Below are 18,574 nucleotides of genomic sequence, written 5' to 3'. Positions count from 1 at the left end.
CGGATGTTCATTAGTCGCTGGCACCGCAGCAGAAGTTGCTGAGTTTCTCCGATGACCCGCAATTCAGCTATTCAGGCATTACTCCGGTATCCATACCTTCATCTCACCGCTGCCGCGGTTGCCCCATAGATAATATGGAATGGCCGTTACTTCTACCGGCTGCTCTGCTGCCTTGGTTCTGCTATAAAGTCCGTCATTCCAGCTCTGCTCATCTACACGGTAGCCCGTTGTTTTGACCACTACGGCTCCGCCAAGCAGTCCCCCATCAAAGGTTTCCGTAAAGCCTCCGGATTTACTTAAGGAAATAGAGCTCAGCGGCTCGCCGTTGTCAGCACCTTCAAGGCAATATACCAACGGCCCGCGCTGAATGGCTGTCTTCCCGGCATCAGCACGCAGATTTGGATGGGCATAGACACGGTACGCTTCCATAGGAAGTGTCAATTCAATCACATCATCTGCCTTCCATGTTCTACGGATAACTGCATAGCCCTGTTCCAGACTCTCGGTGACATTCACTGCTTCTCCATTCACCCTGATCTCTGCCCCAACACTCCAGGATGGGATACGCAGTGCGATGCCGAAATCCCCGGATTGTTCTGGATTCACCTTCATCGAAATCTTTCCCTCCCACGGGAAATGGCTTTCCAGGGTGATAGCCACTTCGGTCCCGCCTAGCGTGAAGTTCGATTCGCTACCGATATACAGGTTCGTATAGAGCGTATCACCATGTACTGTGTAGATATACTGATTCAGCGAAGTCAGGAGCCGCGCTACATTGGGCGGACAGCAGGCACAGCCGAACCAGCCCTGGCGCTCCGGTTTCACATGATGTTTGCCAGGATTGCAGCTGCAGGCCTGCGGCCATACCTCAAGCGGGTTCACGTAGAAATAATGTTTGCCGTCCTGGGCCATGGAACCGAGCACATTGTTGTAGAGCGCCCGCTCCATCACATCCGCATACCGGGCTTCGGGAGCAAGTCTCATCATCCGCTGTGCAAAAAAGATCAATCCGATAGAAGCACAGGTCTCTGCATAGATCGTATCGTTAGGCAGATCGTAATCAAAGGTGAATGCCTCACCATGATGCGTAGAGCCGATGCCTCCTGAGATATACATTTGCTTCTCCGTCATATTATTCCATAGCCGTACACAAGCCTCGCGCAGCGCCCCGTCTCCGTTAAGCAGTGCCAGGTCCGCCATGGCCGTATACATATAGACTGCACGGACGGAATGTCCTACGGCAACACTCTGTTCACGGACTGGAAGATGCGCCTGAAGATAAGAAAGATCAATATCATTTGTTTTGCCGCTCCAATGCGTGATTTGCCCCCGGCCCTCCCATTCCTGCTGCAGGAAATTGGGCGCTTGTCCGCGCTGGTCGATAAAGAAGCTGCTGAGCTTCAGGTACTTCTCATCCCCCGTAAGCCGATGCAGCTTCACGAGTGCAAGTTCAATTTCCTGGTGCCCGTCATAGCCCTTGAGCTTCCCGGCTTCCGGGCCAAAGACAGTATCAATGTGATCAACTACCCTACGCATGATATTCAGCAGCTTATCTTTGCCGGTAGCTTCATAATACGCCACTGCAGCCTCGATAAAATGACCGGCACAATACAGTTCATGGCAGTCCTGAAGGTTGGTCCAGCGTTTCCCCGGTTCCTTAATTGTAAAATAAGTATTCAGATAACCGTCCTCCTGCTGTGCCTCGCCTACCAGATCGATGACCTCATCCGCCTGACGTTCCAGCTCAGCGTCAGGCTTCAGCTTCAGAGAGTATCCGACTGCCTCCAGCCATTTGGCCACGTCGCTGTCCTGGAACACCCAGCCTTTAAATTCTCCGCCCCTTCTCCCGGCAGCGATTTCAAAATTGGCGATCGCATGGCTTGGTTCAGCTTCCGGCACGCGGTCATGCAATGCCTCATATTGATACGGGATAACGACATCCTGTACCAGCCGGATATAGCGTCCCCAGAACTCGTCTTTGATTGTTGTATTCCCCGGCTGCGTCAGCTTCATCTCAGTAATTTTGTTCATTTTCCTCTTCCCTTCGCAATTTATTTACCCTCGCTAATTGCCATTATAGAGGGTAAAATGAATAAAAAACAGGATCAGAAGCAACCCTGTTTTTGTACTATTTCACACTAATGAACATGCGAAACTGAAAGGAGAATTTCATGTTATTCGCCCCTTCATATATTCACTTGGCGGCACCGCCATTCCCTTATTTTCTGGAGTGTAACCGTACTGTCTATCAGCCTGGAGACCAGCATCCTAACCGCAATGCGATGGGTAAATTCGACCTGCTCATTGTTGAACAGGGCTGCCTGTATATCGGTGAAGAGGAGAAGGAATGGGCTGTACCTGCCGGCCACAGCTTGCTGCTGCTGCCCGACCGTTATCATTACTCAGCCAAGCCGTGTGAGGAGATAACCAGCTTCACATGGATTCATTTTCATACCGTCGGAGAATGGATGATTGCAGAGGGAGACCCCGTCTATGCCCGCCGGGAAGAGCACTTCCGGCAATTCCTTACATTTCCGTACACGATCCGTGTGCCCCAGTTCGGGCCGCTGCCGCACCCCTTTGAACGGAGCGGACAGGCGGAAATGCTGCTCCAGCTGAACCGCGCCAGACGCTCAAGCGCAGTATGGCAGCAGCAGCGGATCTTCGAGGAGATGCTACGGATGATGGATTTGGCCCAGCTGGATGCGGCAGGAAGTCATGCGGTAGAGATAGCTGAGCAGACGGAGGCCTATCTCCGCAATCATTATACGGAAGCGCTCACCAATACGGTCCTCACCGATGAACTGCATTTCCATTACAACTATTTAGCCCGCTGCATGAAGCGTGTCTACGGGCTGACACCAATGGAATATTTGACCGATTACCGGCTTGAGCAGGCCAAGCTGCTGCTGCTGAAGACGGAATTTTCTGTTGCCGCGATCGCAGAGCGTACAGGGTTTGAGAGCACGGCCTACTTCTCAAGGCGGTTCACAAAGAAGGTTGGTATCTCCCCGTTGCGTTACCGTAAGCGGTATTCACGTTAATCCGGATAACAGCTGCCCGGGCGAAAACACCAAAAAAAACCCCATATCAGCCTTTCTTTAACTGCCCAAGCAGTGAAGGCTAATTTGAGGGGTCTTGATGGAATAAAAGTTTATTCTCTCATGAGTATGGGATAGGCGCGAAATTCATATAGCTCCCGGCTGTAGGACAATCCGCGGATGCGAACAGAATTGGGGGTATATTCTCTGATACGTCCGCCATCCTCCAGAATATCATCCTCATACTCCTTTACGGCAACCGCTACCGGGACCTCTGACAGCGCGGCTGCCAGCAAATCCAAGTCGCTCTCCAGTACTTTATATGTATAGTCCATCTGTCGTTCACCTGCTTTGCCAGCAATATATTATTCGTAACGTTTACTGTTAATATATATTTTTTTATCTGCTTCGGCAAGACTTAATGTTGCACTATCAGTTTATCTCCGTATAAAACAGGTTATGCCGGACATCCTAACTCCACGTTCCTAACTTTATTTGTGAAGGAGTTGTACTAGTTATGGGTGTTTTATCCGGAAATTCTAAAGATGAACCGCTGCATTACGGGGAAATCTTCAACCTGTGGCAATTTTCTGCGTCAACCAAAATGTCCTTATCCACTTTCCAGGCCTTTCATTATCATGCAGGTGATCAGGATCTGAAAGAAGTCATTGATAATTTCATCGATCAGGTACACCGGGAAATCAAGGAATGTGACAAGCTTCTGAAAACAAACGGGATCACACCTCCTCCCGGACTCCCGGACCGGCCATCAGTGAAGCTGGAGGATATCCCCGCCGGAGCACGGTTCTCCGATCCTGAAATTGCCGCTGCGCTTTCTGCCGCCGCTTCGTTAGGCCTCGTGGTATGCAGCCAGGCTATGGGAACCTCAATCCGTGAGGACCTCGGGGCAATGTTCATGAAATTTCATGCACAAATGGCTGCACTGGGGCTCCAAGTGCTCAAAATGAATAAAAAGAAAGGGTGGCTGGTACCGCCTCCGCTTCAGCTTAAAACTCGGGAGCCTGTGCTGGTTTAATAAACCCAGCATCCCGCCTAATCCTGCGCAAGCAGGATTTTTTGCATTCCGGCTATTTTTTGTAAGGGCCAAGCATATTCTTTAAGACATGCCTCATTTTGGAGATGTTGAATATGCGCCCATTTTTGCGGTACACCGTCATTTTATTGGGGGGACTGCTTATTGCAGCTGGAACTAATTTTTTTCTTGTCCCTTACAAAATTCTGGACGGCGGAATAATCGGCATTGCCTTAATTATCAATTATATAACCGGTACAAAAATCGGACTGGCCATCATCGTGTGCAGCCTCCCCATCTTTCTGCTTGCCTGGGTAAAGGAGCGGGACATTTTCTATAACAGCATTCTCGGGCTTGTGATCTCCTCATTCCTGATCGAGCTGCTCGGGCCGCTCCAGTTTTATTTTCTCTATTACATTGAACTCGGCTCCATCTCCAGCGCTATTATCGGAGGCTTTCTGATGGGCAGCGGCCTCGGGCTGATGCTGCGATTCAAGGCAAGTACAGGGGGCACGGATCTGCTTGCTAAATTTCTGAAACGTTATGTTCCGCTGAATGTAGGGGTCATTATTTTTCTGACGGATATTCTTATTATCGGGGCCGGTGGTCTGCTCATCTCCAAAGAAACCTTTTTCCATTCGATCCTGACAATCTTTTCAGGGGGCGTTGCAACGGGATTATGTACCCTTGAAAACAAACCCGACAGCACGTGGAAATAACGGATGCCTGAGCGGCTATCCTTTCACTCTGCTTACTGTAAAATAGGCGGAGTTAATAACAGCGCCACCTATTGCAGCATCGAAAGAAGCAGCCGGGGAATAGCGGGGAGTGCCGCCTGCTTCTCCACAGCGCCTAGCTCATAAGCAGCCTTAGGCATACCATAGACTACGGACGTAGCTTCATCCTGACCGATGGTACGCGCACCCTTGCGGCGCAGGGCAAGCAGGCCCTTAGCCCCGTCGTAGCCCATTCCCGTCAGCAGCACCCCGATTACCTGGGCGCCAGCTGCCTTCGCTGCTGATTCAAACAGAACATCGACCGATGGACAGTGACCGTTCACTTTTGCTCCGGACGCACACTCCAGCCGGTATTGTCCCCCGATTCGCCGCACACTCACCTGCTTATCTCCTGGCGCCACAAGCACCTTGCCCGGGACTACGAGATCACCATCCTCCGCCTCTTTAACCGAAAGAGCCGAGCTTAAGTTCAACCGCTCCGAGAACATCCGGGAGAATACTGGTGGAATATGCTGGACTATAATGATTCCGGGCATATCCGGCGGAAGCGCATTAATCACACTGGCAATGGCTTCCGTGCCTCCGGTCGAGGCTCCGATAACTATCAGCCGTTCCTTAAGGGATAGAGCACTTCCTTTAATACCATTGCCAGGCCAAACTGCTGACCCAGCGGTCATAGCGGGCTGCACCGGCGCTATAATCTTTGCCTGAGCAGCATTCTTAATCTTCACAATCAGCTGTTCCAGGAAATGCTGCACACTCCCGGGTGAATTCATGTCCGGTTTCGCTTCAAAATCAACAGCACCTGCGTTCATCGCCTCAAATACCGTTTCTGTTACTCCACTTACCACAATGACCGGAATCGCATATTGCGGCAGCAGCCTGCGGATGAACTCAATGCCGTTCATCTTTGGCATCTGCACATCACACAGCATCACATCCGGACGCACCCGCAACAGCTCATCCCTCGCTTCAAACGGATCTCCTGCTCTTGCAGCGACTTCAATTAGGGGATCAGAGGAGATTCCCCGGGAGATAACTTCCCGGAATAACAGCGAATCATCCACTACCAATACCCGTATGCTCCGGGTATTCTTCATAACTGCATCCTCCTTTCCTTCAGCACAGCTGTTATTTATGGTAGACAGCCGGCATGATGTAACGGTAAGCCGTACGCTCGCGTTCCAGCGATTCCGAATGTCCAATAAAGAGATAACCTCCCGGTTCCGTCCATTCATAGAATTTACGAACCAGCTTGTAGCGGGTGGCCTGATCGAAATAGATCATAACATTCCGGCAAAAAATGGCATGAAAACGCCGGGTAAACGGAAACTGTTCCTCCATCAGATTAAATTTGCGGAAAAGCACCTGGCTGCGGATATTCGGCTTCACCGAATATTCCCCTCCCGCCGAAGGCTCAAAGTATTTCTTGATCCAGCGTTCGGGCAGCTCTTGTAAAGCATCCGCCCCATATTTGCCCCTGCGCGCCATTTCCAGCGCCGTATGGCTGATATCCGTGGCGAGCAGCTGTGTATCCCAACCTTTCCTGCCGCCGGTGAAGGCTTCATCGATAAGCATCGACAGCACATATGGCTCTTCCCCGCTGGAGCAGCCAGCGCTCCACACCCGCAGATCCCGGTCGCTCTGACGGTTCATAAGCTCAGGAAGCACATTTTGCTGGAAATAGGCAAAGTGTCCGCGCTCCCGCATAAAAAAGGTATGATTCGTGCTGATTTTATCCACAAGCAGAGCCAGCTCTGCTGTGTCACTGCGGCCCTGGCTCTGGAGGAAGCGGTAATATTCACTGAAGCTGGTCATCCCCTTGTCCTGAACAATTTTCTGGAGCCTGCCTGCCATCATCGCCCGCTTCTCCGTCTTGAGGTGAATACCCGTACGTGCTTTGATCAGCTCCGCAAGCTGGGCAAACTCCATATCCGTCATCGCGATCATAGGCTATATTTGCCGAATTCTTTATCGCTGAGCGCAATCGTTACAGGAACAGCGGGGGAACTGTCCTTCGACCATGACTGTGCCGGAGCATTTCCGATGCCCTGTTTATTGCGCGACATCTGCTCCAGCATCCGCAGAACCTCTGGATTCAAGTCCTCCATACCGGCAAAAGCATGCTGGCCCTGCTCCTTCAGCTTAAATCTTGTCACCTGCTCACGCATCAGTTCTGCCTGGCTGGCCAATTCTTCACTGGCCGCAGCGGTTTCCTCCGAAGTGGCCGAGTTGGTCTGAACCACCTGCGAGAGCTGAATGACTCCCTGATTAATCTGACTGATGCCTGCAGCCTGCTCGGTGGAAGCCGAAGTGATTTCTGCGATAATCTCGGCAACCCGGGAGACATCACCGACAATCTGCTCCAGTGCGGATGCCGTCGCCGAGGCGATTTTCGTGCCGCCCTCCACTTTTTTGATCGAGTTCTCAATCATTGCCGTAGTTTCTTTAGCCGCACCTGCAGAACGCGCTGCAAGATTACGCACCTCCTCCGCTACAACTGCAAACCCTTTGCCGTGCTGGCCCGCTCTGGCCGCTTCAACCGCAGCATTCAGGGCAAGTATATTCGTCTGGAAGGCGATCTCGTCGATTACCTTGATAATCTTGGAAATGCTGTCCGAAGACTCATTAATCTGCTCCATAGCCACCAGCATATCCTTCATTTGTGCATTGCCCTGCACGGCATTGCTCATGGCACCTTGAGCCAGGCCATTGACCTGTTCTGCACTGTGGGCATTCCGGGAGGTCTGTGCAGCAATCTCTTCAATCGATGCTGTCAGCTCTTCAATGGAGCTCGCCTGCTCAGTTGCACCCTGAGAGAGCGCCATGCTCGACTCCGACATTTGCTTGGAGCCTGAAGCCACCTGCTCAGATGCTGAGCGGATATTGCACATTACCTCACTTAACGTGCCCGACATGCGCCGGAATGAAGCCGACAGCTGGCCGATTTCATCCTTCGCTTCGCTCCGGATATCTACATTTAAGTCACCGTCAGCGATCCGGTCCGCCGCACGAACCAGTTCAACCACCGGCTTGCTAATGATACGGGATACAACCAGACCAAGCAGTACCGCCAGAATTACGGCTACCGTTACAACAATTCCCAAAATCAGAATGGTCCGGGCGGCAGCATCCGAGTACTCTTCTGACTTTTTAAATCCCTTAGTCTCTTTACTTTCGAACAGGCTGTCAATATACTCATTCGTCTTCGTAACGCTATCGAGAGCTTCCTTATAGAAATAACCAAGCGCCTCTTCACTCCGTCCGCCGCCTGCCATTGTAATCGCCTGGTCACGCACCTGATTATACTCATTAATAGATGCTTTCAGATTATTGAAAATAACCCGAGTTTCCTGGGATTGGATGCTTTTCTCGAAGGCGTCCAGGTTGGCCGCAAGCTGCTTATCCAAGGTTTCAATTTTGTCCAGAATCTCATTTAAATCCTGGGATTTGTAGTTAATTAGCGCATCACGGGTAAGGGACCGGATTTTATGAAACTCAATACCGGACTTGCCTATGTCACCCACTCCGATTCCATAGTTAACATACAAATCCGAATAGTTTCGGTCAATCCTGTGCAAGTTAACAATTCCCACGAGGCCTACAATACCGGCCATCATTGCGACAATAATAAACGAAGTGATCAGTTTAGTGCTTATTCTCATATTGTTAAACCATTTCATCATCATCTTCTCCTTATTCGTTCGGCTGAATCGCATTACCAGGCAGTTCCGGCTCGGCATCCCGGAGCAGCTTAGCACAGTCAAGAAGCAGCTTCACTCCATGAGCGGTTTTACCGATACGTGTAACAAACCTTCCGCTGCCCGGTGAATCCGGCGCAGGCACTATCTCCTCCGGCGGGATGGGCAATACCTCCGATACGCTCTCCACAATTAACCCGAGCACCTCGTCCAAAATATCGATTACAATTACACAGGTGCGGTCATTATACGGCTGCGGTTCCATTCTGAAACGCAATCTTACATCCATCACGGGAATGATTTTACCCCGCAGATTAATAATACCCTTGATATATTCCGGTAGATCCGGGATTCCGGCAATCGGTTGGAGCCCGATAATTTCCGTCACATATTCAATTTCGATTCCATAAAACTGGCTGCCCAGCGAAAAAATCAGATATTTATCCCGCTGTGTGTCCTCCTCCGGCGATTCTTCGTATGCATGGTTTCCAGCCACTGGAACACCTCCTGACTAATCTAGAAATTAATACCCTAAGCGCTATAGCTAATGCAATCTATGCAGAATATTGCTCCGCCCTCCTTAAGAGATAGCAACGGCATTCATCGCGGAGGTTAACCGGATGACATCAAGAATCAGGCTGATGCTGCCGTCACCAAGCAGTGTACAGCCGACAAAATGCTTGCTCCCCGCACTGTTCAGAATATAATCTGGAAGCGCCTTCACCACTACTTGCTGTTGACCAAGCAATTCGTCTGCGAACAGGCACAGGCTGCGTCCCTCATCTTCTACCATGATCAGGATGCCTTCCTCTATCGAAGCTGTGCTCCGGACTGTTCCCGAGAGATGGTGCAGGCGGAGTACCGGATAGCATCCGCCCCGCACCATAATCCACTCATTCCCATGCGGATCCAGGAGCAGGTCTTTGGCGTTCGGCCGGAAAGAGCGGACGATCGATGCTGTCGGCAAAGAAAACCGTGAATGACCTACCCCAACGTTCATAGCATCAACAATTGCAAGTGTTAGCGGAATTCTTAAGGTCACTGTCGACCCGGCACCGGGCACACTGTCTACAGTTGCCGTGCCTCCGACCTGCTCCAGATCCTTGACAACGACGTCCATCCCGACACCTCTCCCGCTGAATTCACTGACGCTGTCCTTGGTGGAAAAGCCTGGGTGAAAGATCAGTTTGAAGATCTCCTTATCACTAAGCTCCCGTTCATCCCGGGTCAGCAGCCCGTTCTCGAGAGCACGGCGGACAATTTTGTCCCGGTGTAGCCCCTTGCCGTCATCCCTAATCATAACCATCACATCCCCCCCGGAATGTTTGGCTTCAAGCGTCACGGTTCCGCTCCGCGGCTTGCCCGCAGTGAGACGCTCCTCAGGTGATTCAATGCCATGATCCAGAGCGTTGCGCACCAGATGCATCAGCGGGTCGGACAAATGCTCAATAATATTTTTATCTACTTCTGTCTCTTCGCCAACAATCACAAGAGTGGCCTCTTTATTCAGCTTCCGGGTCATATCCCTTACAATCCGGCCCATCTTATGAAACGTGGCAGCAATGGGAACCATACGCAGCGACATGACCACATCCTGCATTTCAGCCGAAATCTTACGCAGCTGCCTGGCCGCTTTGCTGAAGTTGTCCAGCGTCCCGTTCACAGCGGCCAAATCCGGATTCTGTGTCACCATTGCCTCAGCAATGACCAGTTCCCCGATCAGGTCCATTAGCTTGTCCATTTTCGCCACATTGACACTAATCATTGTCTGGTGTGCAGGGGGAATGTGTCCACTCTCCTTAGGCTTCTTCCCGCCGGCGGTCTGAAGAGTAGAATCCGGCATCCGTGCAGCTAACTCCTTAGTATGAAGTGGCAGCTCTGACTTTCGCATTTGTGGTGTATGATGTTGAATAGCAGAAGGCCGCTCTTGAAGCTGTTCAAGCTCCATTACGCTTACATAAGGGGCATTCCGCAAAAAATCAGCAACCACTTCCCGGCAAACAGCGGTTTCCAGCACAATCACAAATCCGTCCCGGCGAATGACATCCGCGCTGTCCGGATTTTCTATAATATCCTCGGGATGGTAGGTAAAATTGCAATCCAGTGTCTCATCCAGCTGGTGAATCACGGTGAAAGCGCGGATATTCTCCAGCTGGCAAGTCTCTTCAAAGCGCAGAAAAGCTCTATAACATAAAGTTCCTGCTGCACCAGCATCGGTGGTTTGGCTCATTGCATCAGGCTGCTGAAGCTTCGCGACGTCCGTATTCCTCTCTGCAGTCTCGCTTTCAGACCGGTTTTTCAGAAATTGCAAATAGGCTGCCAGCTCCTCTGCCAGCGCAGAGGCGTCCCCATCTGCCGGATCTCCGTTTCTGATCTTAATCGTCTCCAGCTTGGTGAAATCAATGCCCTGCAGAATCAGATCCGATAGCTCGGAGCAGTCATAAGGGGCTTTCGGTTTGGCGCGCAGATAAAAGAATAAGTCCTCCATGGCATGCGCCAAGGCGGAAATATTCGTATACCCCATCACGCCTGCCGAGCCTTTGATGGTATGCATAATGCGAAAAATGAGATTGATATCCTCTGGCTTAAGCGAATCCTGCTGCTCACTGGCAAGGATCGAATCTTCCAGCTGCTGCAGGGATTGCAGGGTTTCGAATATAAATAGCTCAAGCAGTGATTCTTCCGGAAAAGAGCCTGACATAAAATTCTCCTTTCGGCCTATTTTAAATAGGAATGCGTAATTCTCTTTTTTACTTTTCTCCCTTTTTATATCGTAAACTGGAAATAAAAAGTTAATATCTAGTTAAAACTTTCAATAAATTTTTATTATTTCGGTAAATAACAGCAATTGAGGTTGATCTTTTATGAAATTGCGGCGACAATCGGATATATATAACACTCCAGGGGAGGATCGAACGAAGTTGGATAGCTTAAGCAATAACAGCAATACTTCCGCGCATGATATTATCGACCTGTGCCTGCTGGCAGGTAAAATCATGCTGCAAAGCGGCGCGGAAACCTACCGTGTGGAGGACACCATGTCCCGCATGGCAGCAGCCTTAGGTTTTCCCGGAGCACACAGCTATGTGACCCCTACGGTTATTATGTTTACGACGAGCAGAACCGAGCCGGTAAAGCTGTTCCGGATCGCCGAGCGGACAACCGATCTGCAAAAGGTGTCGGAGGTCAACGATATCTCCCGCCGTCTCAGCGAGCGCCAGCTTACAGCAGCCGAAGCCCGCGAGCGGCTTGGGGCTGTTGACGATGCTGCGCATGCCTATCCGGCCTGGCTGCAGATCGCTGCAGCTGCCCTCACCGGCGCATGTTTCACCGTAATGTTCAAGGGCAGCCTGTGGGATGCCCTCCCGGCCCTCATCGCGTCGGCAATAGGCTTCGCCGCTGCAACCTATCTGCACCGGCTTGTGCAGATCAGATTCTTCGCAGAGTTCAGCGCCTCATTCCTGATCGGCCTGTTTGCTTTCTGGTCCGTTAAAGCTGGTATCGGCCAGGAGATGGACAAGATTATTATCGGGTCCGTGATGCCGCTCGTGCCGGGTCTGCTCATTACCAATGCCGTCCGTGATCTGATGGCCGGGCATCTGGTCTCCGGCCTGTCCAAGGGAGCCGATGCTTTCCTGACCGCTTTTGCGATTGGAACAGGAATCGGGCTTGTGCTGTCGCTATTCTAAAATAAATGGTGTGAAAGAGGTCAACCCTTCATGATCTTGCAATTGATAACCAGCTTTATCGCCGCTGCCGCATTCTGCATTCTGTTCAATGCGCCAGGGCGTGCGCTGCTGCAATGCGGTTTCGCCGGAATGGTGGGCTGGATACTGTATTTGCAGCTTGATGAGCGGTGGGATACAGTGATTGCCACCTTCTTAGCCACCGTCGTTGTCGGTGTAATCAGTCAAATCTTTGCCCGATCCTTCAAGATGCCGGTCATTATCTTCAGCGTCGGAGGGATTATTCCACTTGTCCCGGGGGGACTGGCGTATGATGCGATGCGCAAGTTCGTGGAAAATGATAATAATCAGGCGATCCAGTTTGCCGTGCAGGCTCTGCTGCTATCCGGAGCCATCGCCACCGGTCTTGTGCTTAGTGAAGTGCTCGGGCAAATATTCCGGCGGAAAAAAGCATAAGGCATTCGAAACCATACAGCTTACATAGGTAAGATACATCAGGCCGATAACACAGCAAAGTCCGCCCGCCGGCAAGGAATTTATCCTTACGGCGGGCGGACTTTGTTATGCTTTGCTGCTTATTAACGGCAGCTTCTAGCTGGAGGACGATTGGCCGATAATCTTCTGATAGCTGGCAATATCCAGCCACTGTCCGAATTTGTGGCCGATTTCCTTGAACAGAGCGCTCTGCTCGTAACCGTGTCTGGTAAACAAGCGGCGGCTCGGCTCATTATCCGCACACACCGTAGCGACCAGTACATGGAACTTAAGATCGGCAGCCCGCTCTTCAATAAACCGCAGCGCTTGTCCGCCGATTCCCCGCCCGCTGCTGCCCGGCTTCAGGTAGACACTAATTTCACCGGAGGTGTCATACGCCTGCTTATTTTTATGTCTGGTTATAAGAACGTACCCTTCCAAAACGCCGTTCTGCAGGATGGCATAGGATTTGAACCGCGGGTCGCCGCTTAGCACGGAATTGCGCATTTCCGGTAAGGTCTGTGGTTCGGTATGAAAAGAAACCGTTGTATTCAACACATAATAATTATAAATATCCAGCACCTCAGCCAGATGTTCTTCCTTGATCTCCTCAAAAGACAGCCCGCCAGCAATGATTTCCCTCATATTTAATCCTCCCAGATTGATGTCTCTAATTGATCGACGAACCGGCGCAGCTTGCCGGCGATTTTAAGGTTGATCGCACCATTCTGGTACATTTGCTGTACAGTATCCCGCTGCTCCTGGATCGCCTTCAGCTTAAGCTCAAAATTCTGATCGTCGATCACGCCTTCCTTGCTACATCCGTCTCCTTGCTCAAGCCGTGACTCCATCTTCTCATATTTGTCAATGACCAGCTGTGCAGCTTCGCGGTTGTTCTCATTGATCCCGCTGCTGACAGCCGTGACCGCTGCCTGGCACATTGCAATTTTAGCCTTTCGGGCCTCTTCTGCATTCTGTAGCGCCTGGCGGCCCTCACTGCCGTTGAGCCGCCCCGTGAATATCCCGGAGAGAAGACGCTGAATCTCGGTCAATGAAAATTTCACCTGCGTATCGAACCGCCGGCACAGGACAGCCTCCTTGTGATCCAGCAGTTCTTCCATCTTCACCGCTACGGGTGCCGGCAGCATGCCGTTCTCCGTCATCCGCCGCAGCTCCGTCCGCTCCGCCTCCAGGCCGCTCAGCCGGGCTTCAATCCCTAAGCGGCGGAACTGCTCCGCTTTAGGATCATTTTCGGTTTTGAGACCGCAGAGGCGGTCGATTTTGTCGGTAAATTCCAGCAAGGCAGGCTGTGCCTGGCCCCCGCCCGTCTCGGTGACGAGGCTCCGCAGCATAGTCATGCCCGCATCAATCACTACTGATCTTGCGGCCAGCTCCGGATTCCCCGTGCCTTCCTTCAGAACTACAGCTGCAGACTCCTCTTTTTCTGCCAAAAGCGGTAACAGGACACTGGCAATCAACAGCGACATCAGGATAACGCCTGCCGCAATCGCGATAATCAGGTCACGCTGGGGAAATAGTGAACCGTCTCCCAGCGTCAGGGGAATAGAAAAGGCTCCGGCTAATGTAACGGCTCCCCGCACACCAGAAATGGAGGTTATCAGCTGTGATTTAAGCGGCGACCACTTCACCTTCAGCCGGCGGCTTTCAAAGAATGAATAGAAGTATATCCAGAGAAAACGCAGCACAATAAGCAGCATGGTAATGACCAGAACATAGCCGGCTACCATAAAGTTATTAAGACTTTGATCATGATAAATAACCTCGACGACATCCGGGACCGACACCCCGAGAATAAGGAATACCATCCCGTTGAGGATAAACAGCAACACCGACCAGGTGCTGGCCGACACTAACTGCAGCTTATACTGCGGCGAAACGGCACGGTCCTTTTCGATCGCATTGACTACACCCCCGGCTACGACCGCCAGGATACCCGATACTCCGATCTCCTCACTGATCAGATAGATAATGAACGGCGTAAGGATCTGCAGCAGCACATGCATAGTGACGTCCTCCATGCCGAACCTGCGCAGAAATACGCTTAACCGGATCAGCAGGAAGGACAGTAGTGCCCCGAGGAGAAGGCCGCCGGCTGCAATCAGGACGAAGCTCAGTGCCGCTTTGGGCAGGGAGAAGACTCCGGTAACCGCAGCGGCAATGGCAAATTTAAAGGCAACCAGACCGGAAGCGTCATTCATCAGCGATTCGCCTTCCAGTATCCGGTGAATACTGCCAGGCAGATTTACCCTTCCTGCCAGCGAACTCACCGCAACAGCATCGGTCGGCGAGAGAATTGCCGCCAGCGCAAACGATGCCGCCAGCGGAATCGCAGGAATCATCCAGTGGATGGCATATCCGGCTACAAATACAGTTACGAAGACCAGCCCCAGTGCCAGCAGCAGAATGGGCGCGCGCAGATTCCATAGCTCATCGCGTGGTGTTCGTTTGCCGTCATTAAACAATAGCGGCGCAATAAATAATAAAAAAAACAGTTCAGGTTCGAAGGACATATGTATTCCTGTCGGGACCATTGCGGCAATTACACCCAGCCCGATCTGGATCAGGGGAATCGGCACAAACGGAATAAACCGGTTCACAATATTTGATGCCGCAATAAGCCCGAGCAGTAGAAGCACGGCAAGAAAAGTCTCCAAGCTGCATCAACTCCAATCCAATTTTTTTCTATCATTATATCCTAAACCCCGCTGCTGCGGCAAAAGAAGAGCAAAACTTTACCAGGCCTATCCTCTACACGAACAAAGAACAAAAGGAGACAAGCCGTATCATCCGGCATTGCCCCCTCTAGTACGAAGTGGATAAACAAAACTGCTGGGATCAGGACTCCGATACAACTGTGAAACGTTCACGTATATGCTGCGGCTGTTCAATCTCATCAACAATAGCGATGGCATAATCGGCATAACTGACATAGCTTTCGCCTTTGGAATTGACCAGCAGGTTATCCTTACCCTTAGTGTATGATCCTGTTCTTGTGCCAATGGCAAAATTAGCCGACGGGCTGACAAAGGTCCAGTTCAGTCCTTCAGTCCCCTGCAGGATCTCCAGATTTTTACCCTGGTTTAGCGCCGTAGGCTTAACAAAATCAGGGAAGCCAGGCGTCTCTACAACCTTCATGGTTTTAGCTTCGTCGACGAACAAACTTCCGGCTCCGCCGACTACGATTAGCCGCGTACCCGGGGTATCCTTAAGCGCCCCGATCAGCACATTTCCGGCTTCTACATGCAGATGCTCCTGCCCAAATGGTGCGCCGAAGGCATTTACAACGGCCTCAAATCCTCTTAAATCATCTGACGTCAAAGCCAAAATATCCTTTTCAAGTATAGCCGCTCCGCTGTCTGCTGCCTTTGCGGCATTCCGCACAATAGCCGTTACTTCATGACCTCTGCTCAGCGCTTCCTTTACGATTTCGCTTCCTGCTTTGCCGCTTGCTCCAATAACTGCAATCTTCATAATACGCCCTCCTAAAAGTTAAATGAACCGATAATTAGTTACTCTGCGGAATTGTGATCAGCTTAATGCCAATGTTCCAGGGATCTGTAAGTGTGACTCCGTCCGCTGCTTCTGCCACAGAATATCCCGCTTGGCGTACACGTTCTGCCACTTCAGCAATCTCCCGGCCATCCGGCAGCTGCAGGGTGAAATAATCGATTCCCGGTGCATCATCCGGTGTTGCAGGAGCGCCTTGACCAGCCCAGATATTCAGCCCCATGTGGTGATGATAACCGCCGGCCGAGATGAACAGCGCCGAGTTTCCGTAATGGGTGGTTGGCTCAAAGCCGAGCGCATCGACATAAAATTTCTTAGCCTGGGCAAGATCACCCACATGAAAATGAACATGTCCGATCACGGTGCCTGCAGGCAGGCCGTTCCAGGTTAAGCCTTCGGAAGCAGCCAGCAGACCATCCACATCTACCGGATCAGTAGTCATGATATAGTCTCCTTGAGCATCACGTTTCCATGTATCGCGCGGACGGTCGCGGTACAGCTCAATTCCGTTATTATCAGGGTCCTGAATATAGAGTGCTTCGCTCACAAGATGATCACCCTGGCCGACCTCAATCTCTGAGTCGATCAGGTTTCGCAGCACCAGGCCGAGACTCGGGCGGTCAGGCACGAGAATCGCAAAGTGATACAACCCTGCTCCCTTACGGGGTTGCATCCGGGCATGCTCGATTTCCCGTAAAACAAGCAGTACCTGCTGTCCGTCTGCCGTCAATTCCGCTACGCTTCCATTCGTGCGCAACACCTTAAGTCCGACCACATTCTGATAAAAAGCGAGTGAACGCTCCAAATTGCTTACTCTAATCTGTACAAGACCAATTTGAACATCCTCATGTAATGTCGCTGTTGCTGTCATATTAACCCCTCCTGAAGGTATGCCGCTTTCGGTAAATCTATTTCACGCGGCTTAGTTTTAACCTCTGCTGCTAATAACATCCACCTGTAACCATTACCGTTACACTTTAACTAACTTTAGTATAGTAGCAGTTTAAAAGTTTGTCAATTACTTTCGCAATCAGTGCCAGGGGTTCACATTTGCTATCACTCACTTAACACTATTCATTTAATAATTCTGTCTCCGCTGTAGATCCGGTTCTCGGCCGTCACAGCCTGAACCCACGCCAGGACTGCTGTCTTGGCGAACATAAACTCGGCGTCTATTTTAAAATAAGGCAGGCGGACTCCCGTAAATACACCGTTGTTGCTTAAGAACGCATTCTCTGCTTTGATGATGTTCAGCACCTGAGCCTCCTGCATATTCAGGAATTGTGCCGTTTCTTGAAGCGTCATTACCGCTTTATCCTTTGACCGGGCCTGCTCCATCAATGCATCCTGTGTCTTGGCCTCTGTCTCGGTCTCTGCAATTTGCGCTTCTATCTCCTTCTCCGTACCTGAGGCTCTTTCATTGCCAAGAATCAGACAGCCAATGATAAGTGACAAGCCCAGTATCAAGCTCGCCGCCAGAATAGTTATTTGATTTGTTTTCATCTGCATCCCCTATTCCCCTTTACCAGCATGTTCGATCAGCCAACAGTCCCTTAGCTCACCTTCATGCCGTTCATGTTTTAGAAGCCGTTGTTTCCGTACAAAGCCATTTTTCTCGTACACATGCAGCGCCCGCTGATTCCAGCATTGCGGGTCCATGACAATTTTACCGGCCTGCTTTACCTCAATCAGGTACTGTACCGTTTCTTTGACCAGCTGCGATCCGATCCCCCGGTTCCAGAAGGAAGGGTTCCCGATAAACTGGTCCATGCCATAGATGCTGCCGCCAAATTCCGAGTATCCGTAAATCCCCCGCTCCGCATCATCTAACCGATAAAACTGGATGTAACCGATATCCTGTGAATTGTACCGGACAATGCCCCGCCTTATTTCCTCTGTGTCATCACCATAAAAATGCTCCAATACCATGTCCATATCATGCGGACGGTCGCGTCCTTCGTAATACTCCAGCACAGAAGGATCTGACAGCCAGTTAACCAGCAGCTCCGCATCCTCAGGCTCTAAGCTTCTGACATCTACTTCTCCGTTACCATATAACAACAAAGCAGTCACTCCTTATAACAACATATAGTCCCTATTGTCAGTCTAAGTTAACTGGAATATTGTGTAAAGCAGCGGCTCGAATGGCAAAAAAGTAGCCCTACCGTCATCCGGCAGGGCCAAAGTCTATTATAAGGGGGGGTCATGTGATTACTATAACGCTCGAAGCTTAAAAGCGGATGAAAAGGACATAAAGTTTTGCTGAATTTAGCCGCATATCGGACAGGATTCCTTCTGCAGTTCTGATTGCGGCGAACAAAAAAGGATCCCGCCGGGGCACGGCAGGATCCGACTACAAATGTATCCACTGGGG

General features: G+C 51.0%; 18 protein-coding genes. 5 read left to right on the top strand and 13 right to left on the bottom strand.

All coding sequences use genetic code 11. The features are described from left to right. Positions 1-78 precede the first annotated feature (78 nt). Positions 79-2,031, bottom strand: a complete 1,953-nt coding sequence (locus L6H70_RS01350) for a glycoside hydrolase family 127 protein (protein WP_236328944.1) — start codon at positions 2,029-2,031, stop codon at positions 79-81. Positions 2,032-2,198: 167 nt separating this feature from the next. Here L6H70_RS01350 and L6H70_RS01345 point away from each other — a divergent pair, with 167 nt between their 5' ends. Continuing rightward, a complete protein-coding gene (locus L6H70_RS01345; protein WP_236328942.1) occupies positions 2,199-3,044 on the top strand; it encodes a helix-turn-helix transcriptional regulator in 846 nt (281 codons plus the stop codon). A 110-nt stretch (positions 3,045-3,154) separates the two neighbouring features. Here L6H70_RS01345 and L6H70_RS01340 read toward each other — a convergent pair whose 3' ends face one another. After that, a complete protein-coding gene (locus L6H70_RS01340) occupies positions 3,155-3,376 on the bottom strand; it encodes a hypothetical protein (protein WP_236328940.1) in 222 nt (73 codons plus the stop codon). Positions 3,377-3,558: 182 nt separating this feature from the next. Between L6H70_RS01340 and L6H70_RS01335 the strand changes: the two genes are divergently transcribed. Both L6H70_RS01335 and L6H70_RS01330 read left to right on the top strand, forming a co-directional pair. Beyond that, entirely contained in the window at positions 3,559-4,077 is a 519-nt protein-coding gene (locus L6H70_RS01335; RefSeq protein WP_236328932.1) for a DUF3231 family protein, read from the top strand. 113 nt (positions 4,078-4,190) lie between these two features. After that, positions 4,191-4,793, top strand: a complete 603-nt coding sequence (locus L6H70_RS01330; RefSeq protein WP_236328922.1) for a YitT family protein — start codon at positions 4,191-4,193, stop codon at positions 4,791-4,793. Between the two features lie 68 nt (positions 4,794-4,861). Here the strand turns inward: L6H70_RS01330 and L6H70_RS01325 are convergent, their stop codons facing one another. From L6H70_RS01325 to L6H70_RS01305, 5 genes are all read right to left on the bottom strand, one after another. Beyond that, positions 4,862-5,911: a protein-glutamate methylesterase/protein-glutamine glutaminase gene (locus L6H70_RS01325; RefSeq protein ID WP_236328921.1), complete on the bottom strand. Its 1,050-nt coding sequence runs from the start codon at positions 5,909-5,911 to the stop codon at positions 4,862-4,864. 31 nt (positions 5,912-5,942) lie between these two features. Next, positions 5,943-6,761 carry a CheR family methyltransferase gene (locus L6H70_RS01320; protein WP_236328912.1) on the bottom strand — a complete coding sequence of 273 codons (819 nt, stop codon included), beginning with the start codon at positions 6,759-6,761 and terminating at the stop codon, positions 5,943-5,945. Further along, entirely contained in the window at positions 6,758-8,476 is a 1,719-nt protein-coding gene (locus tag L6H70_RS01315; protein ID WP_236328910.1) for a methyl-accepting chemotaxis protein, read from the bottom strand. The genes L6H70_RS01320 and L6H70_RS01315 overlap by 4 nt, the downstream gene beginning before the upstream one ends. 31 nt (positions 8,477-8,507) lie before the next feature. Next, the gene (locus L6H70_RS01310; protein ID WP_236328890.1) at positions 8,508-9,008 is read right to left on the bottom strand and encodes a chemotaxis protein CheW; all 501 of its coding nucleotides are present in this window, start codon (positions 9,006-9,008) and stop codon (positions 8,508-8,510) included. An 84-nt stretch (positions 9,009-9,092) separates the two neighbouring features. Continuing rightward, positions 9,093-11,213 carry a chemotaxis protein CheA gene (locus tag L6H70_RS01305; RefSeq protein WP_236328888.1) on the bottom strand — a complete coding sequence of 707 codons (2,121 nt, stop codon included), beginning with the start codon at positions 11,211-11,213 and terminating at the stop codon, positions 9,093-9,095. A 220-nt stretch (positions 11,214-11,433) separates the two neighbouring features. Here L6H70_RS01305 and L6H70_RS01300 point away from each other — a divergent pair, with 220 nt between their 5' ends. Both L6H70_RS01300 and L6H70_RS01295 read left to right on the top strand, forming a co-directional pair. Then, entirely contained in the window at positions 11,434-12,201 is a 768-nt protein-coding gene (locus L6H70_RS01300) for a threonine/serine exporter family protein (protein ID WP_236328886.1), read from the top strand. A gap of 30 nt (positions 12,202-12,231) precedes the next feature. Then, positions 12,232-12,654, top strand: a complete 423-nt coding sequence (locus L6H70_RS01295) for a threonine/serine exporter family protein (protein WP_206104411.1) — start codon at positions 12,232-12,234, stop codon at positions 12,652-12,654. Positions 12,655-12,789: 135 nt separating this feature from the next. On the opposite strand, the gene L6H70_RS01290 is transcribed toward L6H70_RS01295, so the two are convergent. From L6H70_RS01290 to L6H70_RS01265, 6 genes are all read right to left on the bottom strand, one after another. Continuing rightward, the gene (locus L6H70_RS01290) at positions 12,790-13,317 is read right to left on the bottom strand and encodes a GNAT family N-acetyltransferase (RefSeq protein WP_236328885.1); all 528 of its coding nucleotides are present in this window, start codon (positions 13,315-13,317) and stop codon (positions 12,790-12,792) included. Positions 13,318-13,319: 2 nt separating this feature from the next. Further along, positions 13,320-15,347, bottom strand: a complete 2,028-nt coding sequence (locus tag L6H70_RS01285) for a Na+/H+ antiporter (RefSeq protein ID WP_236328884.1) — start codon at positions 15,345-15,347, stop codon at positions 13,320-13,322. Between the two features lie 181 nt (positions 15,348-15,528). Continuing rightward, positions 15,529-16,164: an NAD(P)-dependent oxidoreductase gene (locus L6H70_RS01280; protein WP_236328883.1), complete on the bottom strand. Its 636-nt coding sequence runs from the start codon at positions 16,162-16,164 to the stop codon at positions 15,529-15,531. A 34-nt stretch (positions 16,165-16,198) separates the two neighbouring features. Next, positions 16,199-17,071, bottom strand: a complete 873-nt coding sequence (locus L6H70_RS01275) for a VOC family protein (RefSeq protein WP_236328882.1) — start codon at positions 17,069-17,071, stop codon at positions 16,199-16,201. Between the two features lie 203 nt (positions 17,072-17,274). Beyond that, on the bottom strand, positions 17,275-17,709 hold the full coding sequence (locus L6H70_RS01270) for a hypothetical protein (protein WP_236328880.1): 435 nt from the start codon (positions 17,707-17,709) through the stop codon (positions 17,275-17,277). A 3-nt stretch (positions 17,710-17,712) separates the two neighbouring features. Continuing rightward, the gene (locus tag L6H70_RS01265) at positions 17,713-18,264 is read right to left on the bottom strand and encodes a GNAT family N-acetyltransferase (protein WP_236328879.1); all 552 of its coding nucleotides are present in this window, start codon (positions 18,262-18,264) and stop codon (positions 17,713-17,715) included. Between the last annotated feature and the right edge of the window lie 310 nt (positions 18,265-18,574).

The organism is Paenibacillus auburnensis (genome assembly GCF_927798115.1).
Classification (GTDB): domain Bacteria; phylum Bacillota; class Bacilli; order Paenibacillales; family Paenibacillaceae; genus Paenibacillus_AQ; species Paenibacillus_AQ auburnensis.
The sequence above is the reverse complement of the archived record's forward strand: the minus strand, read 5'-3'. Positions and strand labels throughout refer to the sequence as shown.